Annotated in this window: 21 protein-coding genes; 1 reads left to right on the top strand and 20 read right to left on the bottom strand. The window is 50.8% G+C overall.

Going from position 1 to position 18,246, the window contains the following annotated elements:
- Positions 1 to 68 precede the first annotated feature (68 nt).
- From D7X94_RS16425 to D7X94_RS16380, 10 genes are all read right to left on the bottom strand, one after another.
- Complete coding sequence (locus D7X94_RS16425; RefSeq protein ID WP_243111365.1) at positions 69 to 824, bottom strand: relaxase/mobilization nuclease domain-containing protein; 756 nt, start codon at positions 822 to 824, stop codon at positions 69 to 71.
- The gene (locus D7X94_RS16420) at positions 815 to 1,153 is read right to left on the bottom strand and encodes a plasmid mobilization protein (protein ID WP_120428775.1); all 339 of its coding nucleotides are present in this window, start codon (positions 1,151 to 1,153) and stop codon (positions 815 to 817) included. The genes D7X94_RS16425 and D7X94_RS16420 overlap by 10 nt, the downstream gene beginning before the upstream one ends.
- Positions 1,150 to 1,281: a DUF3789 domain-containing protein gene (locus D7X94_RS16415; RefSeq protein ID WP_120428773.1), complete on the bottom strand. Its 132-nt coding sequence runs from the start codon at positions 1,279 to 1,281 to the stop codon at positions 1,150 to 1,152. The genes D7X94_RS16420 and D7X94_RS16415 overlap by 4 nt, the downstream gene beginning before the upstream one ends.
- A gap of 137 nt (positions 1,282 to 1,418) precedes the next feature.
- A complete protein-coding gene (locus tag D7X94_RS16410) occupies positions 1,419 to 2,177 on the bottom strand; it encodes a DUF3846 domain-containing protein (protein WP_243111364.1) in 759 nt (252 codons plus the stop codon).
- On the bottom strand, positions 2,174 to 3,139 hold the full coding sequence (locus D7X94_RS16405) for a DUF3991 and TOPRIM domain-containing protein (protein WP_120428771.1): 966 nt from the start codon (positions 3,137 to 3,139) through the stop codon (positions 2,174 to 2,176). The genes D7X94_RS16410 and D7X94_RS16405 overlap by 4 nt, the downstream gene beginning before the upstream one ends.
- Positions 3,140 to 3,143: 4 nt before the next feature.
- The gene (locus D7X94_RS16400; RefSeq protein ID WP_120428769.1) at positions 3,144 to 3,482 is read right to left on the bottom strand and encodes a DUF3848 domain-containing protein; all 339 of its coding nucleotides are present in this window, start codon (positions 3,480 to 3,482) and stop codon (positions 3,144 to 3,146) included.
- Between the two features lie 213 nt (positions 3,483 to 3,695).
- A complete protein-coding gene (locus tag D7X94_RS16395) occupies positions 3,696 to 4,424 on the bottom strand; it encodes a hypothetical protein (protein WP_243111363.1) in 729 nt (242 codons plus the stop codon).
- The gene (locus tag D7X94_RS16390; protein WP_120428768.1) at positions 4,405 to 5,364 is read right to left on the bottom strand and encodes a tyrosine-type recombinase/integrase; all 960 of its coding nucleotides are present in this window, start codon (positions 5,362 to 5,364) and stop codon (positions 4,405 to 4,407) included. The genes D7X94_RS16395 and D7X94_RS16390 overlap by 20 nt, the downstream gene beginning before the upstream one ends.
- A gap of 104 nt (positions 5,365 to 5,468) precedes the next feature.
- The gene (locus tag D7X94_RS16385) at positions 5,469 to 5,741 is read right to left on the bottom strand and encodes a helix-turn-helix domain-containing protein (RefSeq protein WP_120428766.1); all 273 of its coding nucleotides are present in this window, start codon (positions 5,739 to 5,741) and stop codon (positions 5,469 to 5,471) included.
- A gap of 487 nt (positions 5,742 to 6,228) precedes the next feature.
- Positions 6,229 to 6,735, bottom strand: a complete 507-nt coding sequence (locus D7X94_RS16380; RefSeq protein ID WP_120428764.1) for a sigma-70 family RNA polymerase sigma factor — start codon at positions 6,733 to 6,735, stop codon at positions 6,229 to 6,231.
- Between the two features lie 499 nt (positions 6,736 to 7,234).
- Here D7X94_RS16380 and D7X94_RS16375 point away from each other — a divergent pair, with 499 nt between their 5' ends.
- Complete coding sequence (locus D7X94_RS16375; RefSeq protein WP_120428763.1) at positions 7,235 to 7,555, top strand: helix-turn-helix domain-containing protein; 321 nt, start codon at positions 7,235 to 7,237, stop codon at positions 7,553 to 7,555.
- A 102-nt stretch (positions 7,556 to 7,657) separates the two neighbouring features.
- On the opposite strand, the gene D7X94_RS16370 is transcribed toward D7X94_RS16375, so the two are convergent.
- The 10 genes from D7X94_RS16370 to D7X94_RS16325 form a co-directional block, all read right to left on the bottom strand.
- Positions 7,658 to 7,831, bottom strand: a complete 174-nt coding sequence (locus tag D7X94_RS16370) for a cysteine-rich KTR domain-containing protein (RefSeq protein ID WP_120428762.1) — start codon at positions 7,829 to 7,831, stop codon at positions 7,658 to 7,660.
- 19 nt (positions 7,832 to 7,850) lie between these two features.
- On the bottom strand, positions 7,851 to 8,651 hold the full coding sequence (locus D7X94_RS16365; RefSeq protein WP_147401765.1) for an N-acetylmuramoyl-L-alanine amidase family protein: 801 nt from the start codon (positions 8,649 to 8,651) through the stop codon (positions 7,851 to 7,853).
- Positions 8,648 to 10,648 carry an ABC transporter permease gene (locus D7X94_RS16360; protein ID WP_120428758.1) on the bottom strand — a complete coding sequence of 667 codons (2,001 nt, stop codon included), beginning with the start codon at positions 10,646 to 10,648 and terminating at the stop codon, positions 8,648 to 8,650. The genes D7X94_RS16365 and D7X94_RS16360 overlap by 4 nt, the downstream gene beginning before the upstream one ends.
- Entirely contained in the window at positions 10,645 to 11,859 is a 1,215-nt protein-coding gene (locus D7X94_RS16355) for an ABC transporter permease (RefSeq protein ID WP_120428756.1), read from the bottom strand. Before D7X94_RS16355 ends, D7X94_RS16360 begins: the two co-directional genes overlap by 4 nt.
- Positions 11,837 to 12,724 (bottom strand): ABC transporter ATP-binding protein, encoded by an 888-nt coding sequence (locus D7X94_RS16350; protein WP_120428754.1) that lies wholly within the window; start codon positions 12,722 to 12,724, stop codon positions 11,837 to 11,839. Before D7X94_RS16350 ends, D7X94_RS16355 begins: the two co-directional genes overlap by 23 nt.
- A 1-nt stretch (position 12,725) precedes the next feature.
- Positions 12,726 to 13,892 carry a hypothetical protein gene (locus tag D7X94_RS16345; RefSeq protein ID WP_120428752.1) on the bottom strand — a complete coding sequence of 389 codons (1,167 nt, stop codon included), beginning with the start codon at positions 13,890 to 13,892 and terminating at the stop codon, positions 12,726 to 12,728.
- A 2-nt stretch (positions 13,893 to 13,894) separates the two neighbouring features.
- On the bottom strand, positions 13,895 to 14,923 hold the full coding sequence (locus tag D7X94_RS16340; protein ID WP_120428750.1) for a hypothetical protein: 1,029 nt from the start codon (positions 14,921 to 14,923) through the stop codon (positions 13,895 to 13,897).
- 182 nt (positions 14,924 to 15,105) lie between these two features.
- The gene (locus D7X94_RS16335; RefSeq protein WP_120428749.1) at positions 15,106 to 15,648 is read right to left on the bottom strand and encodes a DUF6609 family protein; all 543 of its coding nucleotides are present in this window, start codon (positions 15,646 to 15,648) and stop codon (positions 15,106 to 15,108) included.
- A gap of 95 nt (positions 15,649 to 15,743) precedes the next feature.
- Positions 15,744 to 17,021, bottom strand: coding sequence for a HAMP domain-containing sensor histidine kinase (locus tag D7X94_RS16330; RefSeq protein WP_120428747.1), 1,278 nt, complete (start codon positions 17,019 to 17,021; stop codon positions 15,744 to 15,746).
- On the bottom strand, positions 17,009 to 17,683 hold the full coding sequence (locus D7X94_RS16325; protein ID WP_120428745.1) for a response regulator transcription factor: 675 nt from the start codon (positions 17,681 to 17,683) through the stop codon (positions 17,009 to 17,011). The genes D7X94_RS16330 and D7X94_RS16325 overlap by 13 nt, the downstream gene beginning before the upstream one ends.
- Positions 17,684 to 18,246: the final 563 nt, after the last annotated feature.

The raw sequence follows: 18,246 nt of genomic DNA, 5'->3' as shown, positions 1-18,246 counted from the left end.
ACCTTCCTTACTCTCGTTATTTTACTCCTTTTCCGTGAGTTGGAGGTGTCTACTTTTTTTGTACCACATCAGATAGGCTTTTCGCCGCCTTTTGGGATAATGGTGGCGTACTTGCGGTTAGGACTGAGATTCGAGTGATAGCCCATTACGCTAAGCTCATACTGAAACTGTTTCAGGTTATGGCTCATAGCAATCGCTTCATCAATCGCTTTTCGGGCGTTGTTGTACCGGGTGGGCATACCCGCCTCGTCCTTCTTCGTAAGATACTTAGGAGACTGGTGCAGCTTCGGATTTTCCACGATGGATATTTTATGCTCCAGACAGATCTCATCTGCGATATGACGGAAGTAGTACCAAGATTTTTCCTTGTTCTGTAATCTCTTTCCGTCTGCAAAGGAAACCGAGTTGATAACAAAGTGGCAATGCAGATGTTTTGTATTCAGGTGTGTAGTTACTACGACCTGAAAACGCTCACCCCACATCTTGTTTGCAAACTCCATTCCAATCTGCTGCGCCTGCTCCGGCGTTACTTCATTTTCCTTAAAGCTCAGATACCCGTGATAGGCTTGAATCCCGTCCGTCTTGCCGTACTGTTCCTTGACCGTAATGAATTGGTCACGGGCTGTTGTGACATTACAGTTGATACCCTCGCAGAAAAATTCACGCTCGGTTTTTTCCTCGTCCTTTGCATAGGCAAGCACATCTTTCAGAGCCTGATATTCCTCCTGCGAGTATTCAGGATTGGCGGTCTTTTCCGGGTTGGTCGCATAGTCGATTACCTGACCGAGCCGTTCTGTTACCTTCCACAGCTTGCTTACTGCCATTTCAATCCGCTTTTCTCAGGTCGCAGAAATTCACGCTCAATATCCGCCTGAAATTTATGCCAGCGTTCAGCTTCATTTTTCAGCATTTGCGTATCAATAAAGCCGAGTGCGTTTGCCTTAACGGAAAGCTGGTTGATATTGTTGCCGATAGCGGAAAGCTGACGCATAACATCGTAAAACTTTTCGTCAGGGCGTTCCTTCGGCTCATAGCCACGCACCAAAAGCCGGACGAGCGCCGCTTCGGACAGACAGGTTTTCTTTGCTTTCTTTTGTAAGTCTTGCGCTTCGGGTTTGGAAAACCAAAACTGCTTTTTTACGGTTCGTTTCATAAGTCGTTGTCCTCCTTCCTTGTAGAATGAATATCGCTGATACGGTTGATCTGCAAAAGGCACATCGTAACGACGCCGACAATGCCGCCGAGCAGACAGCCGATGATAAAGAATAATAATTCGTGCATAATATTTTCCTTTCTGATAAGCGGGGTATTAGGGGAAGTCCCCTAACGAGTTTTACTGTTTTTGCGACGGTAGGAGTAAAAACAGTCTGCTCGCTAAGCTAATGCAGTCTCTTTGGGGTAGCCCGTACCTCACTGATTTATCTCTCCATATCTCTTGCGGCAGGCTTATATGGTATCGCTTTTATGCCTTTATCCGTCTGAACAAATTTCTCAGGATACCGGAACTTTTCCGAGCATTTTTTCTCCAAGTCAGGCGGCAGGCTCAAAAACTTTTCCGAAGAAATGGGAGCGTGGCAGATGAAAAAATCCCCCGCCATAATCTCAATCATTTGGTGTTCGAAATCATAAACTGCTCTGTTCAGCGGCAGTCCGCTTATCTTTCCTTCCTCGTTACAAATGATTGCTGCCTCATCATCAAAGGGCATATATTCCTCAATATCGCCGCCCACAAGCTCCTGCATTGCTTCAAGGGAATCTTCGATTGTAACGGTTTTCGGATATTTCCCCGGCTGAATGAGAAGGACGGAAATAGTTTCCGCCTTATCACCATCACAAAACCGTTCGCTGATTTGCGTCTTGTCAGGCTCAAAGGAGACTTGCTGAAAACCAAAACTATCACTGAAATTGAAATAGCTTTTTCCCGTTGTTCCGTCAACGATTTCCACCACATCAGACACGGACATCGACCGTCCTTTATAACCTGCGGGGTGTTCACGATTGAATATTTCATAAAGTTTTTCCAGCGTGAAGCAGTTTACCTCCCCTTCAAAAACCTTGTCATAAATCCGGCTGTCAACATCGGGACTGTCCTGAAATTTAGCAAGAGATTCGTATGCCATAAAAGCGACACGGTTCTCATCACGCTCCATATTTGCCTGATAGATTTTAATTTTCACGAGCGTTCACAGCTCCTTTCCTTATTTTTATTTCGTGTTATTTCAAGCTGAACACAAAGAAAGTCATTGAAATCCTTACCTTTTGGCGGCGGATCATCAATGACTTCATAACTGTCCGGCAGAATCACTTTCAACGCTTCGGTTGCCCTTCTGCCCGTATTATCGTTATCCAAATGGAGAACGATTTTTTTAATATGCGGTTTGCTTTTGAGATACTGAACAAGTGCGGCTGGCGTGGTGCTGTCCTCAATTTTTTCTTTCGGGAGGTAAACCCCGGCAAGGGAAACAAGGTTTTCCTGCCGCCAATCCCTGCCTGAAATCTTTGCAAGCGTGGCATAGGAAAGAAGGTCAACAGCGCATTCAAACAAATGGACGGTATCGCTTTTGCTGTCTGCTATCCGAAAAGAATAATGCTTGTCGCTGCCGGAGCAATCGCCCAAAATGCGTCGGTCTATTGTCGCTCTGTATGCGGCGTATCTTGCTTTTCCGTTCTCATCAAAGCCGACACAGACGAGATTGTGATAGGGCAGGCTCTCAAAAATATAACCCTTCGTAATGCAGTATTCGATGATGGAATAGTCAATGCCACGCCCAAAAAGATACTCTGTTATCTTATCTGTGGTGACGCTTTTCTCAGGCAGAAGCAGTACCTTTGGCTTTTCTTCCTGCTTCGGTCTGACCGTCAGCATAGGCATAACTGCTGCCTTTCCCATCAGAGTTTCCACCGCTTCAACAAAGGAATATTCCTTAACCTTTATGAGATAATCAAGGGCGTTATACCCGCCGATTCTCTGCGACCACCACATCCATTTACCGTTGGAAATCTTTAAGCTGTCGTGCGTCCGGGTGGTGTAGTTGTTGCCGGAAATCCTGACAAGTTCGTTTGGCTCAAAGGCTTTCATATATGAGAGTAAGTCTATCTGCCTTGCCTGTTCGATCACCTCCGGTGGGATATACGGCATAAGATCACCTGCTTTCCCGTCCGGTTTTTGCTTTCTCTCTACGAATACTGTTATCTGCTTCTGTTTCAATGGAATCACGAATCGTATCCATATGTTCGACCTCTCTGTCCTTAAACTCCTTATACACATCGTCAAGCGGACAGGGAGATTTCAAGAGCGCCTTTGCCTGTTTCGGTGTAAGCTCCAATTCCTCCATTGCCATCACAATATCCTCACGCATTATGTATTCGTAGGTATGATTTAAGATTTCAGCAGGCTCTTGTGTTAGCAGCCAGTCACGGTATTTGTCCTGCTCGGCTTTCATTTTCTCATAGAGCAGGATGTTGTAATCTGTTTCGTCCATTATGCGGACACCTCCTTAAACAAAAATATAGCCGCCTGATTCTCATAAGAAAACCAAGCGGCTATGTAACATCATTATTGACTCTTGACCAATAGAATATATATTCTAATATGCAAAAGTGGTTGTTCATGTATTATCTATTTTAGAACTGATTTTCTGTATCTCTCTCTTGCGTAAATTTTCTATAAGAGATGAGTAAACTTCGCAAAAGCTCTAAATTTCTTTAACTAATTCATCTATATCCTCTTTTGCTGCTTGTGGAAGATCCCAAACGACACTCATTGCTTCGCCGGATGCACTCTCAATGCAATTTTCTAAATTATCCTCATATGCCTCCATTGCATATTCTTCTTGTAATTGTTGATTTATATATTCTTCCGAATCAAACTCTGATAACTCAATCAATGTATCAAAGCTTCTTATTGCTTCAATTCTCGAACATTTACTCAACAATTCTTCATATACATCATTGGCAACAATAGTCTCATCTTCATTTCCATCGGTAATAGTATCAATCGCATCGTAAATATCACTTGCGATCTTACACGCCTCATTTACAAATTCAACAACTTTATTTAATGTTGATACTGTCAAAGTAGCCTCATGTTCAACATAGTAATACCACTCGCCATCTACATCATCATGCAGTCTATATACTTCTTCATAAAGTTCATTTTTAATATTGTATGTAGCAGAAAGCGCTACATTTGCCTCAAGTAAAAGAGCTGTATAATCATATTCATAGTATGGTACAGATGAGTTTTGAATGTTAGATAAAACTTCAGCCTTAATAAAATCAATCAAATCTTTATCACTTGAAATAAATCCAAACTCTGTGTTATTTGCACTTTCTTCTGAATAATTAGCTGACCCAACATAAACAATGGAATCAGTCATAATTATTTTACCATGATTAGAAAAATCAAAAAATGTAGACCTCATAATAGGTGCGGTTCTTTTCCTTGACCTCTTTGCAGTAGTTGAGCCGGTAAAGCGCCCCATATTTCAGACTGTTCCGAGCCTGCTGGAGAATATCCGCCAGGGCGTTGCAGAAGTCCACGGTTCGGATTTTCTTGCGCTTGGTGGCCCCGACCTCCAGCTTGTGCCGCGTCCCGTTGTAGCGCATACTGCGGCGGACGGTCAGACACTGTTCTTTCAGATCAATGTCCTGCCATGTCAGTGCACAGACCTCGCCAATCCGAAGCCCGGTGTAGTAGGCGATCTGGATGGGGAGAAGCGCGGGGTTATTCTTGGCTTTCAGAAAATCGGTCAGGCTTTGATACTGCTCATAGGTGATGGTGGGAACCGCGCCCTCCTGATCGGCCCCGCTCTCAAACAGATCGTAGTCGTCGCCCTTGGACCGGCGGACCACATACTGCATGGGATTGAAGGTAATCAGGCGCTTGGGAAAGACCGCGAAGCGGAAGGAATTTTGAAGGACGGCAGAGCACAGACGGATGTACCCCACACTCAGCGCCTTTGCCGGTGTACCGTCAGGATTCGTGCCGCCGAAGCTCAACAGGTCCATAAAGGCTTGCAGATGGTCGGCGGTGACGGTTTTCAGCTTGCGCTTGCCGATGGGATGCTGCTTGATCCGGCTAACGGTGGACTGATAGGCCATGACTGTTCCGTTGCTCAGAGAACCGGGCTTTAAGTCCTCCTCCACCCACATGTCCAGCATATCGCCCAGGGTGATGTTCTTGGCCTCTGCGAGAAACATCTTGGTCTCGTAGTCCTCCATCGCCTTGCGGAGCAGGGACTCCGTTTCGCTCTTGCTCTCCGTTCCGGGAAACTCCTTCTGGATGCGGTTGCCGCTGGCGTCCTCGACGTAAAAGCGGTAATACCACTTCTTTCCCTTTCTTCTAACAGAACCTTTTGCCATAGCTGTACTCCTTTCGATGGCGGCAAAGGTCGCTGTCGTGATGTGATGGTCACATTATGACAGAGAGCCGCAGCCGTTGCAAACATGCCGTCCGTATTTTCAAGTCAGGTCACTTGCTGCACCTGGGCGCAGTCCAGCAGGTCGCACCCCTGGTTGATCTCCATAAAGGCGCTGATGACATCGACGCGGATGATGGTCTTGCGCCCAATCCGCAGGACGGGGATTTTTCCCCAGGAGACCAGCTTCCGCAGCGTGTTCCGGCCAATGCCGGTGCAGTCGGCAGCCTCGTCTATCGTCATGCCGAGTTTCCCAGCCCCAAAGGGCTGCACAGCCGGGGCGCACCCGCTGTTCGACAGCTGAATAATCGCATTACGCATAGTCCTGTATCCTCCTTTGAAACAGGACAGCCGCGCCGGAAAATGCTGTGTCCGCATAACATAAGGCGGGCGGTATTCCGGCGCGGCTGATTCGGTTTTAGCTGCTTTCAAACTCGCCGCATTTGCCACGCACCCCCGGCGAGGGGGATATTGCAGGCCGCTGTTGGCACAGCTGTCATAACTCCACAGCGTCGTTCTGAACGTGCGCCGCAGGGTTCCGCTTCAAGTCTGTGAGCGGGCGTGAGCAAGTCTCATTGTCCTCCATGCTGTCGTCGCATCCCGGCCTGCCAGAGCCGGTTGAAAGTGTGCGTAGATCGCTCGGCCAGCTTGTCCGTTCACCTCCTAAAGCTGGCGTCTTGGCGGCGCCCCTTTTACCGCTGTTCACATGGGTTTTGTGCCTGCAATACCGTGTATTCAATTTTGAAGGTTCGTGAAGGTGATGGGGGAAAACGCACCTTTCACCTAACACAAAAATGAGGGGTGTTTGTTACCTATTTTCGCCCCCTTCCAGGAAAAAAGCAGAAATATTTTTCAGCGCGGCGCTGATGGACCTGGATGCACTCGCTTTCGAGATGCCCTCCGCCCTGGCAATGGCGGTCACGTTCATTTTCCGGGCGTAGAGCATCCACAGACGGCGGTACTGCGTTCCGGTCAGGCAGCTCTTGACTTGCTCGATCAAGTCGGCGGTCCTCCGGGCCTGCTCCGCGCTGGCCTCGGCAGCGTCCAACATAGTGAGGATGTCCGCCTCGACGGAAGGGGCCGCTCCCAGCTTGTCCACACGGGGGTCCAGGGGGAGGCTGTTGTCGTAGAAGCCGCGCCCGTCTTTTTCGGTGTCGTAGTAGTCGCCGTCGGACCAGACCTTCCAGCGAAGAAATTCTTCCTCGCTGGCAAAGTCCTCGCGGGTCAGCCGGATATGTACGCCGGTGGCGCTTCTGCATACGATAGCGTCCTGGTCAAACTTATTCAAAGCAAAATCGCTCTTGGTATCAAACATAATTTCCTCCATTTCATTTGTAGGGGCCTACGGACGCAAAATTGAAATGGAGGTCAGGCGGGCCGCGACACCCGCAGGGACAGACTGCTTTCCCCAGGATTCGACAACGCAGAAGGCTGGGTACTTCCATTGAGTACCCGGCCTTCTGCCGTGTGTCTGGATGACAGTTCTTGCTTACATACCTATGCAGTTCCGGTTGATGGGTAGAATAGGTCGTACTATCCGCAAGGATTTTTTTGATAATTCACGTGTCTGGAGCAGCCGGAACAGCTCCATCATATAAAACAAAAGCACCATAGCCATCTCCTTAACCGGCGGCTATAGTGTTTGAGCGCACAGAAGCGTTCCGCAAAGCTTCCGTTTTTTTTGACAGCCTCCCGGAATCGTTTTTTCTTGAAAAGTTCGGCAAGAATCGGAAATATATTGCTTAATAGTCGGAAGTGTATGGGGATTCATTTTGCGCTTTCCGAACTATACAATACAGTAGAGGTGAAGAATTATGCCGAATGATGTCTTAGTAAAGGGTGGAGCGCGGTTAAGGGCGATCCGAAAGGAACGAGGATACACACAGGAACGATTGGCAGAGTTGACAAAGCTCTCTACTCGCCACATCGCCGGAATCGAAAAGGGAGAAGCAAATCCGTCGTTCGAGGTGCTTTACACGATCATAACGGCGCTTGGCACTTCCTTTGATGCAATCTTTAACCCGGCGGATGAACAGGTGGAGCGCGAAATCCAGGAAGTTGCTGGGCTTTACCGGGTCTGCCCGGAACAGGGGCGGCGGCTGGTTTTGGCCGCTGTACGCGCTATAGTAAAATGAGCTGACGAGCAAATAGAAATACTTATGCTCCAAAACAGTATGTAATGTGAAATGCAGAGCCGATGATCTGGTGATTCGCTCACAAGTTCATCGGCTCTGCGTCTATGCGTCTGGCTCTTTGGTGACGGTGATTCTTTGTTGTTGTACCTCAATAAGCGTTTCCTGCTTGCATTTAGGGCAATATAGCGGGAAATTCAACAGTACAGTATCCTCCCGCATCTTGTCATGGGTCTTATTGCCGCAAATAGGACACAGTATCCATTCTTCTGACTTCATGGTGTACCTCCTGCTTTTGTCAAAAAGCATTTTTATAACCAAGTATGCCGTTTGCGATGGCCTCGGCCAGTAACCCCTGATATTCGAGGGACAACAGTTTTCCCCGTTCTTCTGAGTTTGTCAAAAAGCCGACCTCAATTAGAACGGTTGGAATCGCTGTTTCGCGCAACACGGCATAGTTTTCCTCCTTTACCTTCCGCGTTGAAATCGAACGGCTATCTGCCTCTGATGTGATAGCTTCTGCCAGATTCTCACTTTCGGCAGATTGATAGTAATAACACTCAAATCCTTTGACGGAAGAATCATCTTCATACGAGTTACAATGGATGCTGATAAAATAATTCGCTCCAGCGTTGTTTGCAACCTCTGAACGGTCAGGCAAACTGACATCATAATCGGTACTCCGTGTTAAAACAACGGTAGCACCCTCTGATTCCAATTTTTCTTGGAGTTGCAAAACGATGGACAAAGTAATATCCTTTTCAGTTGCGCCATTTACTACGCACCCAGGCTGATCTCCACCGTGTCCGGCATCCAAGACGATTCTCACTTGTCCAGGAATGGAAGGTGCTACCGGGATAATAGAGCTTCCCGCAACAGTGGTATCGCCCGTTGAATCTCCTATATTCCCATCCGGCAATTTGCTGTCGGGCGCATGAGCCAGATGCTCCCTGATATAAAGCCCCCCGCATACCATAAGGACAATCATCAGAGCCAGCAGAAGGAAGATTATACCGCGCAAAGCATAGGCGATCATCAACCTTCTGCCGCGCTTTTTTCGTCTTGCTCTGACGGACGCTTGGCGCTCCCGTACCGTCACAGCTCAAAAACTACCTCCTTCCCGTCCGATTTTAGAATCATGGTAACTTTCTCGCCGTCATAAACAACAGACAGGGCCGGGTCATTTGAAATCTTCAGACTGCCAACGCCATCCCTGCCACATAGATAAACGCAGTCGGAATCCATACGGTTGATAAAATACAGTCCCTGATCGGTCAGGCAGAAGTCGGAAGCAACCACATTCCGAAACGGTCTTTCCTTGTGGGTCTTGGTGTCATACGCTGTCAGCAGAGAATTTTCGTTGATGAAGTAGATCGTCCGCCCATCAAACGCTATATTCCCCTTGGTGGGAATATCCAGCACTTGCGTTCGCTGGATATTCCTGCTCACTTCCGTAACCCCATCATTTGTAATGAAAAAGAGACTGTCGTTGTTCAAGAAAAAGCCGTAGCAGTATTGCAGAAACATCCAGGTATCCCCCACGGTATAGTCAATTCCCAGCAGAGAGCGCCCGCTGTCCGTTATTTTCTCAAAAATAACCTGTTCCTCAAAGGTTTCTGTATCAAGCCGGACGATGGACACCTGGGTGGCTGTGCTGTTGTAGCTGCCGACCCGATCCACATACTGCTCTGTGCGAGAGGACATATAGTAAATATACGGGGCATCCATATAAACGGCCTTGATGGATTCCCCATCCGAAAAGGCCCCAAACAGCGGAGAGAGGGCCAAATCCGTCAAAGCGCCGGTTGCCCGGTTTTCCAGAGCGTATGTCCGCGTCTGGTCATCGTAGATTACACTGTAAGTTTCCGACACACTTTGCGAAGATGAATTGAATATCCCGTTTGCGGATTCTGCGACAGAGCAGCCGGACAGCGAGAGCAAAATTAGAAGTCCCAACGCTGCGGCTCCATGCCGCCTAACCAGTTTCTTTCCAGACTGCCAGCAGTTTGTGTTTTGCCGCAGCACCCACCATACCATGAGGGCGTAGCACACAGCGGACAGGACGAGCAGGGCCAGCAGCTCCTGGGGGGAACGCTCCGAAAAAGTCACGATGGGTTCTCCTGTCAGCGAATCCTCCACAGAGGAAGCCCCCTCCAGAAAGCCGGCTGCCAGCAGGAAAGGCAGGGGTATCGGCAAGCGGTAGCAAATCTGCCTGGACAGTCCGATGTACGGTATCAAGGTGGATGCCACCCCGATCACCACCGTCAAAGCGTATTTCTTCACCAAAACGGAGGTAAAGAGCAGCAGGACGGCGAGGTACACTGAGCCAAAGCAGCGCAGGCCGGTCAGAATCAGATATGCGGCCAGCAGGGAGACATTTTTTGTACTGCCCCCAAAGCAGGCGATGCTCTGGACAGGGTACTCCCCGTGAGGCAGGCCGTATTTTATTCCGAAGAAAGCAAAGCGAATCAGGGCCAGCCCCCCGCAGAGAGCGAACACGACACAGAGGGTCATTACAGCTTTGCTCCTGGCACTCTTGCGGCTCTGTGGAGCCGTCCGCAAAAGCGCGTCCATCTGGCAGCTATACTCCGAGCAAAAAACCGTAGCTGCCAAAATCAAAATGACCAGGAACAGCGAGAAGTCCAGCGTTTGGGCGGAAAACAGCCCCGCCCAGCCGTTTGTGTTCAGAAAGTAACGGTTGCCGGTGTTCTCGCAGACGTATAAATACTGCCGGTACACGGCTTCAAAGCCATGCTCATGGGCCAAAACCGTGTTGACCTCTGCGATCTGCCGCTCATACTGTTCCGCTGTGATCTGACCGCTGTAATAGCTTTCTTGGGATCGAGAGCGGGTGTAGCGGGCCTCCGTGATGGCCTGGGCCTCCTGCTCCAGCCAAGCGGCCTTTTCCTCTGTGTACGCCCCGTCCAGCCGTTCCAGATACCACTCATATTCCTCGCGGTATTCTTCCATTGCGCTGTTCTGCGGCCTGTCGGTTGCGGCCAGCCATACCGTACTGACCAGGAGAGCGGCCAAGATATAGCATAGGCCCCGCTGGTAAATCATCAGTTTTTTCCATTCATAAGAGAAAACGCTCATTTTGCCCTCCAAACACAGCGGTGACAGTTTTCCGCTGACAGAAAATAAATCATAACAGCAACCGCAAGGCCCGCGATCAGGGCAAACCATATTGCGGCCTGCCAAGTCAGGATGGGAAATCCGCCCAGGTTTACAAACTCCGTTTTGCCCAGGAGAACACGGTTTGTCAGCAGAGAATAAGGGTTCAGCACCTTTGAGAAATTGGAGTAGGCGCAGGCGGCTCCGCTGACGATCAGCGCCATACAGAGGGCAAAATTGATGACAAACGGGAGCAGGGCATTTTTCCAGAACATCGAAATCAACAGCCAGAGCATCCCGATCACCCATGCACCGGCGCATTTGAGCGCCGCAGACAAGAGAACATACTGGAAAATGCTGATGTTGACGGATGCCTCCGCAAAGTTCGGAATTGCGAATACCGGCAGGGTCAGCCCTTCCAAAGTCTGAAAAGAGACCGCAAAGCCAATCAGGTCAAGGAGAGAAAACCACAGCGAGGTCAGGAGCAGAAACAGGGTGGCCGCGAGGATTTTTGCCAGGGTGGTTTTTCTGCCGCCGTTGGGACTTACCAGCAGCAGCATATCCATCTGCGTCTCCCTCTCGCTTACAAAGGTCCCGATGATCCCATAGAGACAGAGCAGGAGGGTCAGGATAATGGAAAAATCATAGTTCAGATAGTAATTGCACATTTCCCGGTAGGCAAAGGCGGGGATGGTGCGGCCAGCATAAAGGTTATAGATTGCGCCGCTCTCCCTCTGCTGATAGACCGCTCCCCGTTCCCCGTAGAGCGCGGCGCTTTGCCGCGCTCTATTTGCCACTTGCTCCGACTGGCCGCTGTACTCATAGAAATACTGCATAGGCGTGACGAAATACTTGTCCAGCAGGTTCCTGTCGCTATACAGGTTCCCGGTCATGGTGTTGGGGTCATCGGTGGCGGTGCTTGCGGTCATATCCGATGTGGCCTCCACAAGAGGCTGATAGGCCGCAAGCAGGCGTTCGACCTTCTCCGGGGTGATCTCGCCCCGATATTCCTCATAGAGCTGCCAATGAAGTGTGTGCCAGCTCCGCTCTCCGTTCCCATCCGTCAGAAAGGAGTAGGATTTGTATTCGCCGTAGATTTTGAACAGGTTGGCGAGGCTAAACACCACAAAGAGCGCCAGGATGGAGCGTTTACAAAACTGCTTGATAAACTCATACCGTATCAGGCGTATCATGGCGCTCCCCCCTGCAATAGTACAAGAACACATCCTCCAGGTTGGGCTGGACAGGCTGTGCGGTCTTGATCGGGCTTCCATCCTCAACAATGCGGAGGGTAAACTGTCCGCCCTCCTGCTTCATGTTGCTGACGCAGTACATATCGGTCAGCAGCGCGGCGCTCTCGGCCCCGGCGGTCACATTCCAAACCTTGCCCTCAATGTTCCGTTCCAGCGCGGCGGGCGTTCCCTGCATGAGCAGCGTTCCCTGTTTCAGCAGCAGGATTTCCCGCGCGATGCACTCAACATCTGAAACGATGTGGGTTGCCAGCAGGATCGTCCGCCCCTGGGCAAATCGGGAGATCAGGTTGCGAAACCGTATCCGTTCGCTGGGGTCAAGACCGGCGGTAGGCTCGTCCAGAATCAGAATTTTGGGGTCGGACAGCATGGCCTGCACAATGCCGACGCGCTGACGCATACCGCCGGAGAGCGCACCGATTTTCTTGTCCTGTGCGTCCGTCAGGTTCACCGTGGCCAGCAGCTCCGAAACCCGGTCTTGTGCTTCACGGGTGGGAATATCCTTCAGCGCGCACATATAGAGCAGAAAATCCTTGACTGTAAAATCACGGTAAAAAATGGGGTACTGCGGCATATAGCCGATTTGGGGCAGGAACGCTTTACCCAGCGTCCTCACATCCTGACCGTCCACCCGGATCGTGCCGCTGTCCCCACGCAGGATGCCCACAAAGGTATTGATGAGCGTGGTTTTTCCGGCCCCGTTTTCACCCAGCAGGCCGTACACGCCCTCGCTCAAGGTGGCAGTAAAGTTTTTCAGCGCATACTTGCTTCTGTATTGCTTCGATACGCTTTCAAATGTAATCTCCATGTTATGCTCCAAACTCAAATGTAGATACCAGCGTATCAACTTCGCTGATATTGCCTCCAAGAACGACTACAGCGGTTTTGGCCCCGTCTAAAAGGTAAATCCTGGGGACGCGATAGAAGTATGTGGGGTCGGAGTTCTCAATCACTTCGGTGGCAACCAATTCGCCGGAGGCCACGTCATAGACGCGAACAGTCAGATTGCTGCCCAGAACGGCGGTTGCCACATAGTCCCCCTGCTCCGAGCCGTACACGCCGTCTTTTCCCTCACCGCTGGCAGAGAAGGAGAGCGTATTGGCGCTGCCCGCTGCCCGGTCGATCCAAAGCAGCGTACCGTTGGCCTGGGTAAAGGCCTGCGGGAAAAACAACCGGCTGACGCTGCTCTGGATTTCTTCCATTTCATAGTTGGACGGTTTTGTGAGCTTCAGACCGCTGCCATCCACGGCGATGCTCCCATAGATGGAAAAGCCTTCCTCGCCATCTACCTCGGGAATCGGGCTACCGCTGCCATAGAATACGATTTGGCTGTTATCCTGGGCAAAGGCGGCGCCGTTCAGCATAGAAATACTGATGCTGGCTGTCCCGGCGTTTTGAGCCAAGTCCAGGAGGGTAGTCAGATTCCCGCTTTCCAGGTCATACAGATACAGCCCGCCCATAGCGGTGAACGCCAGCTTCCTTCCATCGGTGGAGGCCGCTACGCCCCCGGTTTCGCTGACAACAAAATCTCCCTGCAAAAGCTCATTCACCGCGATCTCCTTGTTCAGAGAAAGCGAGCTGTCGTAGATGTACGCCATCATGCCGCTGTCGCCCATGCCGGACAGGACGTAGCCCCCGTCAATGGCCTGGGCTTCAAAGTCGCGCAGGGGCGCTTCTGCGGTGGCCAGCACCGAGGAAGTCCCGGTGTCGTAGAGGTACAGCTTATCCGCCAGCACAAGGAGCCTCCCATTTCCGGCATAGGCGCAGCTCCGGAGCTTGCCGCCAAACAGGGCGGGGTCGAAGGTGCAGGAGGAAGGGGACTGCCCCGGCTGACCGCCAGAGGTGGGAACAGAAACCACGGGAGTGTCGGAGGGGTCACTCCCCGAAACCGCAGGGGCAGGGGCATCCGTCTTGCCGCAGGCGGACAACGCCAGGGTAAAAAACAGCGCCAATGTGATGCAGAATGTCTTTTTCATGTTCAGTTCTCCTTATACAATAGAATAGAATCGGTCTTAAGGAACGGAGCAGAGGCTCCGTCCTGGGGGACGGCCACACAGTAGAAGGTGTGAAACTGTCCCAGCTTGTCCGGGTCGATCACGGCCTCAAGCTCCATAACGCCGCCTTTGCTCAATGTAATGGAGCAGGAAGTGCTTTCGTCAAGTTTTACCGGCTGATGATCCAGGAAGAAAGCGATGCTGTAACTTGTCCCGGCTGTGCCGCACATGGTAAATCGCAGGGGAATGGGAGCAGAGACCCGCAGGTTATCATAGGTGAGGCCGCCGTCACAGGAGAATGTGTAATAGATTCCGCTGTCCAGCGCGTCCATGCTCACACCGCCCCAGCCGTATTTGGGAAGCTCGTTTTCCACATACTGCGCTGTGACCTTTTCCTCCCGCACTTCGCTTTGTGAAAAGATTTCCCGGACGGGCGGAAGGTCTGAATGGGCGGTGGGCGCATCCGCGTTGAACTTCAATTCAACACAGGATTCCAGCGTCTTATGATACCAGCCATAGCTGGAGGTAGATTCCATATCCGGCTGGAAGTCCGGGTTCGTGATGCTCACCACGGTCAGGGTCAGCGTATCTCCGGCGCTGCCGGTCACAGGCTCAAAGAGGAAGGAGAAGCTCTGATTCTCCCCGGCGGGGAAGCTGTGGCAATACTCATACTCCGCTGTGGTATCGTTCACCTTATAGGGCTGGGGCTGGCCGTCTAAGAACAGAAGAAATCCAACAGTATCCATTTTGCCGGTGAGGGAAAACCGATACTCCAGCCGAAACTTGCCGCCGTCATAGGGAAATGGTAGGCACTCTCCGCTCTCGGAGAAATCAGCCGAAGCAGCTTCGTGGGTGAGCATTGCCAGAAATCCGGCGTCCTCCTCCGCCGCCTCAAACGGGTTTGCGGCAACAGCCTGTGACGGCGGGGGCGTACTGATGTCATAGTTCCCGCAGGCGGCGAGGGATAAAAGTACGCCGCACATCAGGGGAACCGCGATCAATCGTTTTCGCATATATGGCCTCCTTTGCTTTGATGGGTCGAGTATAACGGGCAAAGGTCAAAATTCGGTCAAGAAAACAGAATAGGCAGTGAGCCGAATAGCCCACTGCCTGATAAATGTGAATTTGTATTATAGCCGCAAAATCTTTATTATACCATAAACCTCTCCTATATTCATTTCCCCCAGCCCCAATGTTACTTCGTTGCGCTGGGAGTAAATTTTGATGGTCTTGAGAAGAAAAGCAAATATATCCCGCATATCAATTTAGCTGCTGCATCGGCAATGCAAATAACGGAAACCGATATAGCGGGGAATACATAGCCTATTGCTGCGATAATGATACATACAATCCCCAGCACAACCATGCTCCAACCATGTATAAAGAACCACAAGAAGAAATGTATTGAGGTCGCCATCAGTACCCCCAGCCATATCTGCCTCCAATGCCACCCGGGGATAAATGGGCCAGCAATGCAAAACATCAACAGGAACAAAGCAGCAATTGAAAAATAGATCATCTTTATCTGCTTTTGGGAAATAGCCCCCTGGGAGAGCCTTTCCCTGACTTTTTTGTTCGCGTTAACGCTAAAAAAACAAGCATAATAGCCTATTAGAAACACAAACGGGTTCACAAGGAATTTCCCGCCGAAAATAACAGCTATGATAAGTACAATTCCAATAAGGATCAGCCATAAACCACATTGCTTTTTATGATTGAACTCCAATGTCTCTTTCATTTTGCCCTCCTACAATAAGCAGAATTTGCTGTTGCTCTATTATATATCTGTCTTCCCCCAAAGTCAATTCCTTACCTGCGCCGCCGTAATAGGGATTATTTGACCGCAATGGAGGCTTTTACACAGGCCCCATGGGGCGGTTGGTTTGACAGCTCTATGGTTCCCCCATGCTTCTGGCACAGCACCCGGCTCACCGCCAGCCCCAGCCCCAAGTGCTTGCCGGAGGTATCCTCGGAGTAAAACAGGGCGGTTTTCTTTTGCAGCAGCTTGTCCGAAAAGCCCGGCCCGTCGTCGGTCACGGTGGCCAACAGGATTCCATGCTCCAGACAAAAAGCCAGCTCAATTTCCCGCTCCGCAAAACGGAGGGCATTGGAGATCAGATTTTCCAGAACACGATATAGTAACTCCCCGTCAAGGACGGCCCAGCCCTTCGGCACATGGAGATCACAGGAAAAGCGCACCTCGGTATTCTGAAACAGGATAGATAGAGAATCCGCCATGTGCTGTAAAAAATCAGGAAGCCCCACCTCTCTGCGTTGAACTTCTGTTTCTTCGATAGCGCCCAGGTCGCGCATGGTATCGGTATAGCGGCCCATGCGCTCTGCGGTGATGCCGAGATTGGAGAGCGCCTTTTCCAGCTTTTCCTCTGTCAAGGTCCCACCCCGGTTGTTCTCCTGCAAATATTCCACATAGCCGGTCATAATGGCGATGGGGTTACGCAGATCGTGGGCCACAGATGCCTGCAATGCGCGGCGTTCCTCCAGCATACTCCACATCTGGCGGTTATTCTCATATAGGGTCTGCCGCATTTTCTCAAAGGCGGCACAAAGCTGGCCCAATTCATCCTGTCCATCAAAGTTGATCTGGAAGTTCAAATCCCGGTCTTGAATGTGCGCGGTGGCATCCATCAGGACAGTGATCGGCGGTTCCAGTACCTTGTGATAAAACCACCACGCGCACAAAGTAATTCCAATCACAGCAAACAGAAACGGCAGCAGCACCATACAAATCTGCGAAGTACGGTAGGTCGTTCTCGCTTTAGGGGAAAGCATAGAGTAACTGGATTCAATACGCTCTATCCTGTAGCTCGTCTGTCCCTGGCTCTCATTGCGCTCCTGGCCGTCCCTTACCAGCTGGCCAAATGGCTCTGGTGAGCCATCAAGGACATACCTCATCTTTGCCTCTGTGACCGTACCATCCGGGGCGGTTGTCTGCTGCGTCAGCCAGACCTCATTGGAATCAGGGAGAATATGCTTTTGAAAGCGGTAACAGCCGAAAATCGCAAGGACGCTGCAAAGGAACACAATCAGCATTGTGACCGCCACAGCCTTCATAAAAGAGCGTTTCAATGACTGCCTTTCTATTTTTTCCATCGGTAGCCCATCCCCCAAACTGTTTCGATGTACTCACTTCCGCTGGCCTGCATGAGCTTTGCGCGGATTTTACGGATATGCTCTTTAATCACGTTGCTGTCGCCCTCTGCGTCATAGCCCCATACCGCCTCATAAATGCGCTCCTTGTCAAAGACCTGATTGGGATTAGAGGACAGAAATTCGATGATGTCAAATTCTCTCTTGGAAAAGGAAAGCTCCTGCTCGTTCCAAAATATTTTTCTGTCGGAGAGGTTGATAATCAGCCCCTGGGAGGTCACGACCTCCGGCGGGCGGTTGTTCCGCTCGTCCCGGCGCAGATGGGCCTCAATGCGGGCAATCAATTCCTGCAAGCCGAAAGGCTTGGTGATATAGTCGTCCCCTCCCGCCCGCAGGCCGTTGACCTTATCCTGCTCTGTGATTCGCGCCGTCAGGAACAGGATGGGGCAGACGATATGATTCCGAATGACCTTGCACAGCTCCAGCCCATCCATCCCCGGCATATTGATGTCCAGAAGGATGAGATTTGGCTTTGTATTCAGCTTCGCCAGGGCTTCATCGCTGCTGTTGGCTACGGAAACCGTATAGCCGTGATCCTGCAAATGGGTTGAAAGCAATTCGGTCAGGATTGGTTCATCATCAACCATTAAAATTTTGTATGCCATGCGGACACCTCCAGTCCTTTTCATCATATAGGGAGAAAGTCAAAATTTCGTCAAGGTCATATACCATTCTTCGAGAATTAGCAAATTTCTATTATTATAGTCCGTCCCCTCAGATTGCACAAGGATAGCATCGGCATATTTTATAGCTTCGGTAGATGCCCCTTTGGAATAGGGGCCGGGAACGAGGGAAACGGAAGCCGGAGAAACGGGCAAGCAGATTGGACCTCCCGCCCACAGCGGGAGGTCCAATCTGCTTGTTGGTGGCAGCGCCCCCAAACCCCTTTGAACAGCCCCATCGGCCTCACAAACTCCGTATCCTTCGCCTCGCCGCAAGCGGCAAGGCTCACTCACTCCGTTGCTCGTCCTCTCCCCACGCAACCCGCTTCGCTGAGCTTGCGCGGGGACCCCTTTGGGCTGGCTGCGCGTTCCTGCGGAACGCTTTTTTGTCGGGCCTGCGGCCCTCTGGAACAGTGGAAAAATCAGCGTTCCTCCTCCCGGCGGTCCGCTTCCTTTTCCTGCTCCTGGGTCTCATAGCCCATGAGCTTCTGCACGTTGGCCCGGAC

Source organism: Acutalibacter sp. 1XD8-33 (assembly GCF_003612555.1).
GTDB lineage: Bacteria > Bacillota > Clostridia > Oscillospirales > Acutalibacteraceae > Acutalibacter.
Note: the sequence above shows the minus strand (reverse complement) of the source record. Positions and strands in the feature narration are given on the sequence as shown.

Coding starts and splice junctions, on each gene's coding strand:
- D7X94_RS16425 (WP_243111365.1), bottom strand. CDS start 824: ATGGCAGTAAGCAAGCTGTGGAAGGTAACAGAACGGCTCGGTCAGGTA.
- D7X94_RS16420 (WP_120428775.1), bottom strand. CDS start 1,153: ATGAAACGAACCGTAAAAAAGCAGTTTTGGTTTTCCAAACCCGAAGCG.
- D7X94_RS16415 (WP_120428773.1), bottom strand. CDS start 1,281: ATGCACGAATTATTATTCTTTATCATCGGCTGTCTGCTCGGCGGCATT.
- D7X94_RS16405 (WP_120428771.1), bottom strand. CDS start 3,139: ATGCCGTATATCCCACCGGAGGTGATCGAACAGGCAAGGCAGATAGAC.
- D7X94_RS16400 (WP_120428769.1), bottom strand. CDS start 3,482: ATGGACGAAACAGATTACAACATCCTGCTCTATGAGAAAATGAAAGCC.
- D7X94_RS16395 (WP_243111363.1), bottom strand. CDS start 4,424: ATGAGGTCTACATTTTTTGATTTTTCTAATCATGGTAAAATAATTATG.
- D7X94_RS16390 (WP_120428768.1), bottom strand. CDS start 5,364: ATGGCAAAAGGTTCTGTTAGAAGAAAGGGAAAGAAGTGGTATTACCGC.
- D7X94_RS16385 (WP_120428766.1), bottom strand. CDS start 5,741: ATGCGTAATGCGATTATTCAGCTGTCGAACAGCGGGTGCGCCCCGGCT.
- D7X94_RS16380 (WP_120428764.1), bottom strand. CDS start 6,735: ATGTTTGATACCAAGAGCGATTTTGCTTTGAATAAGTTTGACCAGGAC.
- D7X94_RS16375 (WP_120428763.1), top strand. CDS start 7,235: ATGCCGAATGATGTCTTAGTAAAGGGTGGAGCGCGGTTAAGGGCGATC.
- D7X94_RS16370 (WP_120428762.1), bottom strand. CDS start 7,831: ATGAAGTCAGAAGAATGGATACTGTGTCCTATTTGCGGCAATAAGACC.
- D7X94_RS16360 (WP_120428758.1), bottom strand. CDS start 10,648: ATGAGCGTTTTCTCTTATGAATGGAAAAAACTGATGATTTACCAGCGG.
- D7X94_RS16355 (WP_120428756.1), bottom strand. CDS start 11,859: ATGATACGCCTGATACGGTATGAGTTTATCAAGCAGTTTTGTAAACGC.
- D7X94_RS16350 (WP_120428754.1), bottom strand. CDS start 12,724: ATGGAGATTACATTTGAAAGCGTATCGAAGCAATACAGAAGCAAGTAT.
- D7X94_RS16345 (WP_120428752.1), bottom strand. CDS start 13,892: ATGAAAAAGACATTCTGCATCACATTGGCGCTGTTTTTTACCCTGGCG.
- D7X94_RS16340 (WP_120428750.1), bottom strand. CDS start 14,923: ATGCGAAAACGATTGATCGCGGTTCCCCTGATGTGCGGCGTACTTTTA.
- D7X94_RS16335 (WP_120428749.1), bottom strand. CDS start 15,648: ATGAAAGAGACATTGGAGTTCAATCATAAAAAGCAATGTGGTTTATGG.
- D7X94_RS16330 (WP_120428747.1), bottom strand. CDS start 17,021: ATGGAAAAAATAGAAAGGCAGTCATTGAAACGCTCTTTTATGAAGGCT.
- D7X94_RS16325 (WP_120428745.1), bottom strand. CDS start 17,683: ATGGCATACAAAATTTTAATGGTTGATGATGAACCAATCCTGACCGAA.